We start from the raw sequence: 11,985 nt of genomic DNA, 5'->3' as shown, positions 1-11,985 counted from the left end.
ATGAATGAGCATAGAAAGAATAGTCATTTTACTTGTTGTACTTTTAGCTATTGGCTTTGCTGTGGCTATATTTTTGACCTTAAAAAAACAAACGCAAACCAGTCAAGATAGCACAAAGCATAAGCCTGAACACAAGAGCTTATCCTTAGATGATCTTATATCTATGGCGCAAACAGCAAGTGATGATAAACTTCATGATCTTATTTTAACCTTTGTTAATACGCAAAAATTAGGCTCAAGAACAAATGCAAAAAGTATCAGTAAAGATGCAAAGAAAAAGCTTGATTTTGTAACAGCTGTTTCTTCAAATTCTCATTCTGAAGCTAAAAATATAGCTTTTTTAAATAGAGAATTAAGCAAAAGATATCCATCTTATAAAAAAGAAATCGATGCTTATGAACAAATGGGACTTGCTAAAAGAAAAATAAGACAAGGCTAAAATGAGGGAATTGTTTAAGTCAAATTCTTAAATTCATATGAAAATATGCTATGATTTCAGGGTAAATTTTTAAGGGGCAAAGATGAATTTGGTGATCGTTGAAGATGATATTAATATGCGTAAGGGACTTGAAATCGCCCTAGGCGAATTTGAGGAATTTAATATCAAATCTTATAAATCCGCCACCGAAGCACTCAAAAAGCTTGATAATAGCGTGGATTTGATCATCACTGATATCAATATGCCAGGACTTGATGGCATAGAATTTGTCAAAGCTTGCGAAAACAAATATGATTTTATCATCATTACAGGAAATGCTACCTTAAATAGAGCCATTGAGGCTGTGCGTTTGGGCGTGAAAGACTTTTTAACCAAGCCCTTTGATATACAAACCCTAGTTACAGCGATCAAAAGAGCTAAAATCATACGCGATAAAACCACAGAAAAAAAGAACAAGAAAAAAGAAAATACCGAGCAAAGTGATTTTTTTGCAAACTCAGCCCAGCTTGAAAAAACTCTAAATTTAAGCTCAAAAGCTGCAAAAACTGATGCTTCTGTTATGTTTTTTGGCGAAAGTGGTGTGGGAAAAGAGCTTTTTTCTAAATTTATACACAAAAACTCAAAGAGAGCAAATAAGCCCTTTGTTGCTATCAATATGGCTGCCATTCCAAACAATCTCATAGAAAGCGAGCTTTTTGGCTTTGAAAAAGGAGCATTCACAGACGCAAATGCTGCTAAAATAGGACTTTTTGAAATGGCAAATGAAGGCACGCTTTTTTTAGATGAGATCGGCGAAATGCCTTTTGAAATTCAAGCCAAGCTTTTAAGAGCCTTGCAAGAAAAAGAAATCACGCGTCTTGGAAGCACAAAACCTATAAAAATAGATGTTAGGATCATTTCAGCAACAAATGCCAACATAGAAGAAAAAATTGCTAAAAGCGAATTTAGAAGCGATTTATATTATCGTTTAAATACGATTCCCATTCAAATTCCGCCACTAAGAGAAAGAAAAGAAGAAATTTTAGGCATTGCGAATAAGGTTTTAGAAGATACTTGCAAGGAGTATGATTTGCCAAGCAAGAGCCTTAGTAAAGATGCTCAAAACGCACTTTTAGAGTATGATTATCCAGGAAACATTAGAGAGCTTATTTCTATCGTGCAAAGGGCTTGTATTTTGAGTGAGGGTGCTGAAATTTCAAGGCAGGATTTGTTTATTGAGGCAAGAAGCACGAAAAAGGAGATTAAAAATTTAGAAAAAGAGCTTTTTGAACAGGCCTTAGAACAAAGCGGAGGCGATATTTCACAAGCTGCGAAAATCCTTGATATAAGCGAGGATAAATTTAAAGAAAAACTAGCTAAATTTAAAGGATAGAAAGTGTCGAAAAAACAAAAAATCGCTATTATAGGTGCAACAGGTGCAGTGGGCGAAGAGCTTTTAAATGTCTTAGATGAGCTTGATTTTCCGGTTGAAAGCATTTTACCCTTAGCGAGTGCAAAAAGCGCTGGAGAAAAGGTTGAATTTAGGGGAAAAAGCTTCGTTGTTCAAGAGCTTACCGAAGAAGTTTTTAAGAAAAATCCTGTAGATATAGCTTTTTTTAGTGCGGGTGGAAGTATCTCAGCAAAATACGCCAAATTTGCCACGCAAGCAGGTGCTGTAGTGATCGATAATACGAGCCATTTTAGAATGGACAAAGATGTGCCTTTAGTCGTTCCTGAGTGCAATCCCGAGGATATCAAGCTTTGGAAAAACACCGGAATCATTGCTAATCCAAACTGCTCGACTATCCAAATGGTGCATGTTTTAAAGCCTTTAAATGACGCTTTTAATCTTAAAAGAGTTGATGTAAGCACTTATCAAGCAGCAAGTGGGGCTGGAAAAGAGGGTATGGAAGAGCTCGTTAAGGCTATGCAAAGCTTTTTTGAGTTTAAGCTTGATGAATTTAAGGCAAACACCTTTCCTTATACTCTAGCCTTAAATTTGATCCCGCAAATTGATGTTTTTACCGATAATGGCTACACTAAAGAAGAGCTTAAAATGGTCAATGAAACCCAAAAGATTTTGCATAAAAGTCTTGATATTTCGGCAACTTGCGTTCGCGTTCCTGTTCTTAGAAGCCACAGCGAAGCCATTTCAATGCATTTTGAAAAAGAAGTAAGTGTTCAAAAGGCAAGAGAAATTCTAAAAAATGCTCCAAGTGTCGTGGTGATCGATGAACCAGAAAATAAAAAATACCCTATGCCACTTTTCACAAGCGATACAAATGAAACTTATGTTGGTAGGATAAGAAGTGATATCAATCATAAAAATATCCTACATCTTTGGTGTGTGGCTGATCAAATTCGTGTCGGTGCTGCTACAAATGCAGTAAGAATCGCTCAAAAATGGCTTGAGCTTAAATAAGGAAGGATTGATGTTAGAGAAATTTTTTGAATCTTTGTTGATAAAGAGTCGTATTGTTACGATTTTACCGGTAATTTTTGGACTTGTTGGTGCTTTTGTGTTATTTTTTATCGCAAGTTATGATGTGATCAAGGTTATCATCGGCACCTTTGAGTATTTTGTTGTTCCTGGTTCAGGTATTGATCTGCATGAAGATGTAGTGGGACAAATCATTGGAGCTGTGGATTTATATCTTATGGCTTTAGTGCTTTTTATCTTTTCTTTTGGGATTTATGAGCTTTTTATCAGCGAAATTGAGGAATTTAAGCAAAGTAAGCAATCAAAAGTACTTGAAGTTCATAGTCTTGATCAACTCAAAGATAAACTTGCTAAGGTCATCATCATGGTTTTGGTGGTAAATTTTTTCCAAAGAGTGCTTCAAATGAAACTTGATAGCATGCTTGATATGGGGTATTTAGCTGCTTCGATTTTAGCACTTTGTGTAGGACTTTACTTTTTGCACAAGGGCGGACATTGATATATTTGTTTATGATTAAGGAAGAAAAATGATTTTCATCGATGCTTGTTTTAAAAAAAAGGTTCCTTATACCCCTGTTTGGATGATGCGTCAAGCTGGGCGGTATTTAAGCGAATATATGGCTGTTAGAAAAGAAGCTGGAAGCTTTTTAGCACTTTGTAAGGATTATAAAAAGGCTAGTGAGGTAAGCTTGCAGCCTGTTGAAATTTTAGGTGTTGATGCAGCAATTATTTTTTCTGATATCTTGGTTGTGCCTTTGGAAATGGGTATGCATTTATGCTTTAAAGCAGGTGAGGGTCCTGTTTTTTCTAAGCCTCTTTCAAATTTAGAGGATTTAAAAGCACTTGATCCTTTGAAGGCTGTAAAAAAGTTAAGTTATGTTTATGATGCCTTAAAGCTTACTAGAGAAAAACTTCCCAAAGAAAAGGCTTTGATAGGCTTTTGTGGCTCCGCTTGGACCATAGCTACTTACATGATAGAAGGAGCTGGATCTAAAAGCTATGCTAAGAGCAAGAAAATGCTTTATCAAAATCCTGAGCTTTTGCATCAAATTTTAAGCACACTCACTCAGGCTTTAAAGCTTTATTTAGAAGAGCAAATCAAAGCAGGGGCAAATGCTCTTCAAATCTTTGATAGCTGGGCAAGTGCCTTAGAAGAAAAGGCCTTTTTTGACTTTTCTTTTTCTTATACTAAAGAGCTTTGCTCTTATATCAAGGAAAAATACCCTCACATTCCTTTGATAGTCTTTCCAAGGGCAATTAGCGGGTATTTAGACAAAATTAATGGGGATTTTGATGTTTTTGGGGTGGATTGGAGCACGCCCTTAGAACTTGCAAGGGATAAATTAAGCTCTCGTTTTGTCTTGCAGGGCAATTTAGAGCCTTGCCGTTTATATGATAAAAAGGCGATAGAAGAGGGCATAAAAGAAATTTTAAGCATTATGAGAGGCAGGGCTCATATTTTCAACCTAGGTCATGGGATCTTGCCTGATATTCCTGTTGAAAATGCTAAATTTTTCATCAAAAGGGTGCAAGAGCTTTCAGCCCTGTAAGGATAGGCTTTGTCAAAGATCATTTTTGGACCTATAAATTCTAGGCGTTTTGGACGCTCTTTAGGCATAGATTTAAGCCCAAATAAAAAGCTTTGTAATTATGACTGTGTTTATTGTGAATTAAGCCCTGCAAAGCCAGTAAGCAAAAATGATGAGCCAGTAAGCTTTGAGCTTATCTTTGAAGAGGTTAAAAAGGTGCTTGAAAGTAAGCTTGATTTTGACATACTAACCCTTACAGCTAATGGAGAGCCAAGCCTTTATCCTTATTTAAAAGAGCTCATTATAGAGCTTAAAAAGATAAAAAAAGATAAAAAACTTCTTATCCTAAGTAATGGCACAGCTGTTTTAGATGAGGCTAAATTTGAAGCTTTGCTAGAGCTTGACATAGTTAAGCTTAGCCTTGATAGCGCTCTTGAAAAAAGCTTTTTTCGAATAGACAGAGCCTTAAAAAGCATAAATTTAAAAAAGATGATAGAAAAAATGGCTGAATTTAGCAAGCTCTTTAAGGGAGATCTTATCATGGAAAGCTTGATTATAAAGGATATTAACGATAATGAGGAGGATTTTTTAGCCCTAAATGAAGCCTTTTATAAGATAAGACCCCTAAGACTTGATATATCAAGCCTTGACCGCCCTCCTGCTTATCCTGTAAAGCCTGTTAGCAAAGAAAGGCTAGAAAGCTTAAGTAAGCTTATAACTAGCGTGCCTGTGCTTTTGCCAAGTAGGCATTTTGAGGGCAAAAAGCTTGATTTTAGTAAAGATGAGCTTTTAAAAATGCTTCATTTAAGAGCTCAAAGCGAACTTGACATAGAGGCTAAATTTTCAGCTCTTTCAAGGCAGAATTTAAAAGAATTGCTTGAGGCTAAAAAGATTAAAGAACTTAGCCTTGGAGGGGTTAAATTTTATAAGTCTTAAAAATACATTTTTTTAAAAAAAGCCTTGACAAGTAAAACTTTTTTCTATATAATCACACTTTATTTATTCCGGATTAGCTCAGCGGTAGAGTAGTCGGCTGTTAACCGATTGGTCGTAGGTTCGAATCCTACATCCGGAGCCACTATCTTTAAAAAATTCTCGTTTTACCTCCGTTATTTTTTATTTTTTTGCTTCGTAGAGATATCTTTAAAAATTTATTTAATATTTTTTTGGTTATAATTATTAAAATTTATATTGAGGTTTTATGATGTATAAGGATTACACAAATTTAAATTTTGATTTTCTTAAACAAAAAGGTGGGGTTGGTTTTGTTGATTCTTGGGAGTTTAATAAGCACAATAGTTATGCACAGGAACTTTATCAGGGTGTTTTAAAGAGGATTGATTTGTATGAGGAATTTAAAGAAGGGGCTTTGGATAATTTTTGTGCATTGATTTTGCCCATGAGTGTGGATCAAATTTGGCTTTTCAGACACAAGGAACTTCTTTTTTCTTATCTTGAGCAAGGCGGAATAGTTCTTAATTTTGTTGCAAGTTTTTGCGAGTATTTACCAAATTTATCTTTATATGAACAAAGTATGACACCTATTCGTGTAAGAGAGATTAAGCTTAGTAAACACATTATATGTGACGGCGTTAGAGAGTATGATATAAATTATAGGCGAGGAGTAAAAGGCTTTTTTAGCAGAGGTTTTTTAAATCCCCCTCAAAAAGCTGAGATTATCCTCACAGATAGCGATGGCAAATGTGTGGCTTATATTGATAGAAGCTCTAGTAAGGGGATCATTTTAAATACTGCTGGAGCTGATTTTTTCGCATATTCTTTGTATGATCATGATAGCTCTAAAAGAATGCCACTTAATACCTTGCTTTGGCTTGAAAACGAGCTTAAAGCAAAAGTTTGAAAGGATAAAGATGAAAAAAGCGATCATAACATCAGGTTCATCACATCATCAAAATTTTTTTAGCAATAAAAATGGCAAGTATAAGGATTTTTTTGATAAAAAAATTTATTTACCTGATCTTGAAAAAGAAAATTTAGAGGAATTCGAATATATTGTTTTTGCTTCTCGGCTACATTCTAAATTTATGCTTGCAAATAAGGAAAAAATTTATACTTATCTTGAAAATGGAGGTCATGTTGTGTTTTTTCATGATCTTTGCAAGGGATTTTTTGATTTTATTAGTTACGAGTCAAGGGCTGTAAATTTTTGGTGGTGGATTTTGCCGGGAGCTGATTTGGCTATTTATGAGTTTAATAAGCAGGATTGTTTTTGGAAATTTTTAAAACTCGAACAATGCAAATGGCATTATCATGGAGTTTTTAAACATGATGATAAGACTCAAAAGATTATAGTTGATGAGCTTGGTTTTTCTATTCTTTGCAAGGATATGCATCATTTTAAGGGCAATATTTATTTTAGCGCACTTGATCCTGACTTTCATCTAGGTCAAGGCTTTATGCCAATAACTGAACCATTTTTTGATCATTTTATGTCTTTTATCGAGTTTGATATAAAAAATTGATTTAAAAATATTTTTTATTTTTTGAAGTTATATGAAAACTATATATTCATAGTGAATTTAAATATTTATGGTGCAAATTTATAAATTTATTTTCTAAAATTTATAGCTTGTTGAGAGAATTTAAGTATATAAAATAAGCTATGATAATATCATTTTATCTTTAATAAAAAATAATAATTATTAAAATTTATTTAATTAAAAATTAAGGATACTTAAAGTATGATTTCAATTTTTTAAAATATTACATCAAGGCAAATTAATGAAAAAAATACTCTTTTTACTCTTTCTTGTAAGCTTTGCTTTGGCTAAAAATCCTTTAAGCGTGGCTATTGTAGCCCCATTGCCCTTACCGGCATTAACTGCTTTTGTAAGTGATGCGAGGATAGTTTTTATGCCAAGTGCTTCGATGAATGCTTATAAAAACTCCCTAGCCGCCTTTTTTTACCCTGAAAACTTAAGGGCTTTACACTCTAATGAACCAAGTGCTGAGGAGCTTTTAAAGCTAGGAGCTGATTTATATATTTGTCCAAGTACTAAGCCTAAGCTTTGTGCTGAGCTTAAAAGAGCTGGACTTGAAGTACTTGAGCTTGGTTTTGATGCGGATAATTATAATTCTAAATCAGTTTTAGCTTATTGGTTTAAAAACTTAGGCAAGTATTTTAATGTAAAAGAAAAGGAGGAAAAAATCCTGGCTGATATAAGCAAAAGCGAGGATTTCATAGCCTCAAAAACAAAAAACCAGCCTAAAACAAGGGCTATCATTATCTTTAGCTATGAAAAAGAAAGGCTGGTTTTAGGCGGACTTTTTGCAAATTATCTTTTAGAAAAAAGCGGTGCTGTGAATTTATTTAAGGGTGTAAATGCTTCAGCCATAAATTTAGAAGAACTTTACGCACTTGATCCTGAAATTATTTATATCACTAATTTTACCACGGCTTTACCTGAGGATTTATTTGTTTCTTCTAAATGGCAGGGTTTAAAGGCGGTTGCGGATAAAAAGGTGTATAAATTGCCTTTGGCAACTTATCGCTCCTTTGCTCCAAATTTAGACCTAGCTGTGCTTTTGAAATTTATGGCTTTGAAAAATCACCCAGATCTTTTTGAAGATCTTGACATAAAAGCTGAATATAAAAGACATTTTAAGCAAAATTTAAATCTTGATTTAAACGAGGCTCAGCTTGAAAAGATTTTTAATCCCAGCAAAGAAGCTGGACTTATGAAATAAAATATAAAGGATAGATATGAGAAAATTAAGTTTTATTGCCTTACTTAGCCTTTGTGCTTTTGGAGCAAATGAGGATATTAATTCTACTAAAAGATTGGAAGCTAGCTTTATATCAGCAGATAGATCCAAGGCTTTTGAAACACCCTTGAAAGAAAATTCTAAAAGTATAAGTGTTATTAAGAGTGAAGAGCTTTTGCAAAGTGGTGGTACAGGTGCTATGCAAAGTGCCTTAGAAAAAGCTCCAAGTATAGTTTTTGTAAGACAAGGAAGCATAAATGGGCAAATTTCAGTACGTGGTATGAGTTCTCAGCTTTCTCGCTCTATCATAGCTCTTGATGGAGTTCGCATAACCGGACGAAATACTCTGGAACTTAACTTAATTGACCCAAATTCTATAGATAGCGTAGAGATCATAAGGGGTTCAGCCTCATCTTTGTATGGCTCTCATGCTATAAATGGGGTAGTTAATTTTAAGTCAAGACGCTACACAGGAGATATCAACAAACCCTTTAGTCTTGATACAAGGATAAGAGCCTTGGAATTTAGCTCTGTAAATAAGGGTAGTGCTGGACGGCTTGAGATTCTAGGAGGAGGAGATGGCTTTGATGCCTTGTTTGGACTTCATGGACGCACAGGGGAAAGTTTTCGCACACCTTTAGGACCTGCTAAGGGATCTGATTTTCACTCTTATGGCTTTGATTTTAATCTTGGTTACACAAATGACAATGATATAAGATTTTACAGCCAAGGTCGCTTTCAACGCTCAGTTGACGGGGATGCTGGAGGTCAGTTTGCAGGAGCTGGGAGTGATTTTGGCTTTGAAAGAAGAAGAGATCCAAATATAGAAAGCTATCTTCGTCTTGGGCTTGAAGCTTATGATTTGGGCTTTGTGGATAAACTTGATTATTTTGTATATTACAGACGGTATAATACGGACTTATTTACCCGTAATGCAAGCACTTACACAAATAATCAAGTTTATAATAATAATTTCTTTGGTGCAAGATTAGCCCTTCAAAATATCTTTGAAACAAATACTCTATCTTATGGATTAGAAAGCCTTAGTGCCATATCTCCAACCCAGGCTAAGGCTAAAAATCTTTATACACAAAGAGAAACTATCGCAGGTAGAAAATCCCAACAACACACGCTTTCAGCCTTTGTTAAAGATGATTTAAAGCTTAGTGAGAGCTTTTTTATCAATGCAAGTTTAAGAGATGATTTTATCATCACAAAAATAGGCAAGAAAAACGCACAAAATGAAACGCCAGCTAGAAGCAAGGCTCTTGATGAGCTTGGAACGATAAGTAATAATGCTCTTACAGGAAGCTTAGGTTTTGTGTATTTTATAGCTGAGCCTATATCTTTGGTGGCAAATATCTCACAAAATTTCAAAAGTCCTGAAGCAGCTCATTATTCGACAAGTTCTACAACAGCAACGGGTAAGGTTCTTTTACCTAATCCAAATTTAAAAAACGAAACAGCAAGAAGTTATGAGGCTGGTATTCGTTTCGAAGATGAGTATAATTTTTCTAGTTTAAATTTTTATCAAACAGATTATAAAGATATGCTGATTACTCCAAGTGAAACCTTAAATGATCCGCAGTATCCAAATGGTTGGAATTATTCTTATATTAATATTGGCAAGGCTATGATCCGCGGGGTTGAACTTCAAGGAGAGCATAAATTTATGGGCTTTACTTATGCTTATAATGCTACTTATACCTATGCTCAAGATAAAACAAATGATAAGCCTCTTTCTCAAATCGCACCTCTTTATGGAAGATTAAGTCTTGCTTATGATATGCCTTGGGGTTATGTTAAATTTCAAGAAAGAGCTTATAAGGGTAAAACTCGCGTAGATAGGGCAGTTGAAAGAAAGAGTAAGTCCTATGCCTTGAGCGATCTATATCTTGGCTTAAATTTAGGCTTTTTTAATAAAGAAGCTAAAAATATGCAGCTTATCTTTGGTGTAGAAAATATCTTTGATAAACTTGCAAGAAATCCGGTAACTCAAGAAGATATAAAATTTGCTAAGTCTAAGACTAATCCCTTGCTAGAGCCGGGGCGTAATTTTTTCATCAAATACGGATATAATTACTAGATGAAAATTTTATTTGCCTTAATTTTTATTATCATTTTATCCTTGATCATACTTGGAATTGGTCGTTTTGAGCTAAGTTATCTTCAAATTTTTGATATCTTACTTGGTAAAACTGAGGGCAGGGAAGCCTTTATCTTGCTTGAACTTCGCTTGCCTCGTGTTATTTTAGCCCTCATAGTAGGAGCTAGCTTAAGCGTGGCAGGGGCTAGCTTTCAGGCTATTTTTAGAAATCCTCTAGCCTCCCCTGATATCTTAGGCGTTGCTAGTGGGGCAGCTTTTGGAGCTGTATTAGCCTTGCTTCTTGGGCTTAATATTTATTTATTAACTGCTTTTAGCTTTAGCTTTGGCCTACTTAGCCTTGCTTTGGTGCTTTTAATTGCTAAAGATTCTCATAATAAAATCATGATTATCTTATCAGGCGTCATCATCTCAGCTCTTTTTCAAAGCTTTATTTCCTTGCTAAAATACATAGCAGATCCCCAAGATACCTTGCCTGTGATTACTTATTGGCTACTTGGCTCTTTGCAAGTTGGAAATTTAAAGCAAATGATCATTTGTAGCTTAGGTATGATAATAGGCTCTATCATCATTGTGATTTACCGCTTTAAACACAATATTTTAATGCTTGAGGATATAGAAGCAAGGAGCCTAGGGCTTAATATTAAGGCCTTAAGATTAGGGCTTATCTTTGCTAGCACTCTTATTGTTGCTTGTGTGGTTAGTATCTGTGGAATCATAGGCTGGATAGGACTTATAGTGCCTCATATAGCTAGAATGATAGCTGGTTTTAACACAGCCAAGGTCATTGCAACGAGCCTTTTTATAGGTGCTATTTTTATGCTCATAATAGATACGCTAAGTAGAAGCTTAGCCCAGCAAGAACTTCCTATTTCTATACTTAGTGCTGTGGTTGGAGCGCCTTTTTTCATAGCCATACTTTACAAGGCAAAGGGAATGAGAATATGATTTTTGAGCTAAGGCAAGGCTCTTTTGCAAGGGGTAAAAGAATGCTTTTTGAGGGGCTAAGCTTAAGCGTCAAAGGAGGGGAAATCCTAGCCATACTAGGACAAAATGGGGTTGGCAAAACCACGCTTTTGCAATGTCTAATGGGCTTTTTACCCCTAAAAACAGGGGCTTGCTTTATAGATGGTAAAAATATCACTAGCCTTAGTCAAAGGGAGCTTTTTTCCAAGCTTTCTTATGTGGCTCAGGCTAAAAATCACGGCTTTTCTTTGAGTGTTTTGGATATGGTTGTCTTAGGGCTTAATACTCAAATTTTTTTAGAGCCTAAAAAAGAGCATTATAAAAAGGCTAGTATGATGATAGAAAGGCTAAATTTAGAGCATTTAAAAAACAGAACCTGCGATAGTTTAAGCGGGGGCGAGCTTGGTATGGTGCTTTTTGCAAGGGCTTTAGTAAATGAGCCAAGCCTAATCATACTTGATGAAATAGAAAGTCATTTAGACTTTAAAAATCAGCTTTGCATCTTAGAAAATTTAAAAGCCTTGCAAGCTGAGGGTAGGGCCATAATCTTTAATACCCATTATCCTCAAAATGCCAAAAAGCTAGCCTCTAAGGTGCTTATCTTAGAAAAAAACACCCACGCCCTAGCAGGAGCTGAGCTTTTAAATAAAACCCAGCTTTCAAAGAGCTTTGAGGTTAGGGAGGAGTTTTTTGAGCATTGGCTTTAAAGAGTGTTTAAAAGATCTTTAAAGAGTCTTTAAATAGCCCTTGCTTAAATTTGGGCTGAAAGGCTTTTTTATAAAAATAAGCCCTAGACTAAAGG

General features: G+C 35.0%; 12 protein-coding genes and 1 tRNA gene. All 13 read left to right on the top strand.

Going from position 1 to position 11,985, the window contains the following annotated elements:
• Nucleotides 1-4 precede the first annotated feature (4 nt).
• The 13 genes from DMB92_RS02135 to DMB92_RS02075 all read left to right on the top strand — a co-directional run bounded on the left by DMB92_RS02135 (nucleotide 5) and on the right by DMB92_RS02075 (nucleotide 11,890).
• Complete coding sequence (locus DMB92_RS02135) at nucleotides 5-439, top strand: hypothetical protein (protein WP_142681407.1); 435 nt, start codon at nucleotides 5-7, stop codon at nucleotides 437-439.
• Between the two features lie 82 nt (nucleotides 440-521).
• Nucleotides 522-1,811 carry a sigma-54 dependent transcriptional regulator gene (locus DMB92_RS02130; RefSeq protein WP_142681406.1) on the top strand — a complete coding sequence of 430 codons (1,290 nt, stop codon included), beginning with the start codon at nucleotides 522-524 and terminating at the stop codon, nucleotides 1,809-1,811.
• 3 nt (nucleotides 1,812-1,814) lie between these two features.
• The gene (locus DMB92_RS02125; protein WP_142681405.1) at nucleotides 1,815-2,840 is read left to right on the top strand and encodes an aspartate-semialdehyde dehydrogenase; all 1,026 of its coding nucleotides are present in this window, start codon (nucleotides 1,815-1,817) and stop codon (nucleotides 2,838-2,840) included.
• A gap of 10 nt (nucleotides 2,841-2,850) precedes the next feature.
• The gene (locus DMB92_RS02120; protein WP_142681404.1) at nucleotides 2,851-3,357 is read left to right on the top strand and encodes a YqhA family protein; all 507 of its coding nucleotides are present in this window, start codon (nucleotides 2,851-2,853) and stop codon (nucleotides 3,355-3,357) included.
• 28 nt (nucleotides 3,358-3,385) lie between these two features.
• Nucleotides 3,386-4,408 (top strand): uroporphyrinogen decarboxylase, encoded by a 1,023-nt coding sequence (hemE, locus tag DMB92_RS02115; protein ID WP_142681403.1) that lies wholly within the window; start codon nucleotides 3,386-3,388, stop codon nucleotides 4,406-4,408.
• A 9-nt stretch (nucleotides 4,409-4,417) separates the two neighbouring features.
• Nucleotides 4,418-5,323, top strand: coding sequence for a radical SAM protein (locus tag DMB92_RS02110; RefSeq protein WP_142681402.1), 906 nt, complete (start codon nucleotides 4,418-4,420; stop codon nucleotides 5,321-5,323).
• Between the two features lie 67 nt (nucleotides 5,324-5,390).
• A tRNA-Asn gene (locus tag DMB92_RS02105) sits at nucleotides 5,391-5,465 on the top strand.
• 126 nt (nucleotides 5,466-5,591) lie between these two features.
• Nucleotides 5,592-6,248, top strand: coding sequence for an aspartate/tyrosine/aromatic aminotransferase (locus DMB92_RS02100; protein ID WP_142681401.1), 657 nt, complete (start codon nucleotides 5,592-5,594; stop codon nucleotides 6,246-6,248).
• Between the two features lie 10 nt (nucleotides 6,249-6,258).
• Entirely contained in the window at nucleotides 6,259-6,870 is a 612-nt protein-coding gene (locus DMB92_RS02095; RefSeq protein WP_142681400.1) for a hypothetical protein, read from the top strand.
• A gap of 259 nt (nucleotides 6,871-7,129) precedes the next feature.
• The gene (locus DMB92_RS02090; protein WP_142681399.1) at nucleotides 7,130-8,095 is read left to right on the top strand and encodes an ABC transporter substrate-binding protein; all 966 of its coding nucleotides are present in this window, start codon (nucleotides 7,130-7,132) and stop codon (nucleotides 8,093-8,095) included.
• Nucleotides 8,096-8,111: 16 nt separating this feature from the next.
• On the top strand, nucleotides 8,112-10,199 hold the full coding sequence (locus tag DMB92_RS02085) for a TonB-dependent receptor plug domain-containing protein (protein ID WP_142681398.1): 2,088 nt from the start codon (nucleotides 8,112-8,114) through the stop codon (nucleotides 10,197-10,199).
• A complete protein-coding gene (locus DMB92_RS02080) occupies nucleotides 10,200-11,165 on the top strand; it encodes an iron ABC transporter permease (RefSeq protein ID WP_142681397.1) in 966 nt (321 codons plus the stop codon).
• Nucleotides 11,162-11,890, top strand: a complete 729-nt coding sequence (locus tag DMB92_RS02075) for an ABC transporter ATP-binding protein (protein ID WP_142681396.1) — start codon at nucleotides 11,162-11,164, stop codon at nucleotides 11,888-11,890. Before DMB92_RS02080 ends, DMB92_RS02075 begins: the two co-directional genes overlap by 4 nt.
• The last annotated feature ends 95 nt before the right edge of the window (nucleotides 11,891-11,985 follow it).

The organism is Campylobacter sp. MIT 99-7217, assembly GCF_006864365.1.
GTDB lineage: Bacteria > Campylobacterota > Campylobacteria > Campylobacterales > Campylobacteraceae > Campylobacter_D.
This window is presented reverse-complemented; position numbering and strand designations above follow the sequence as displayed.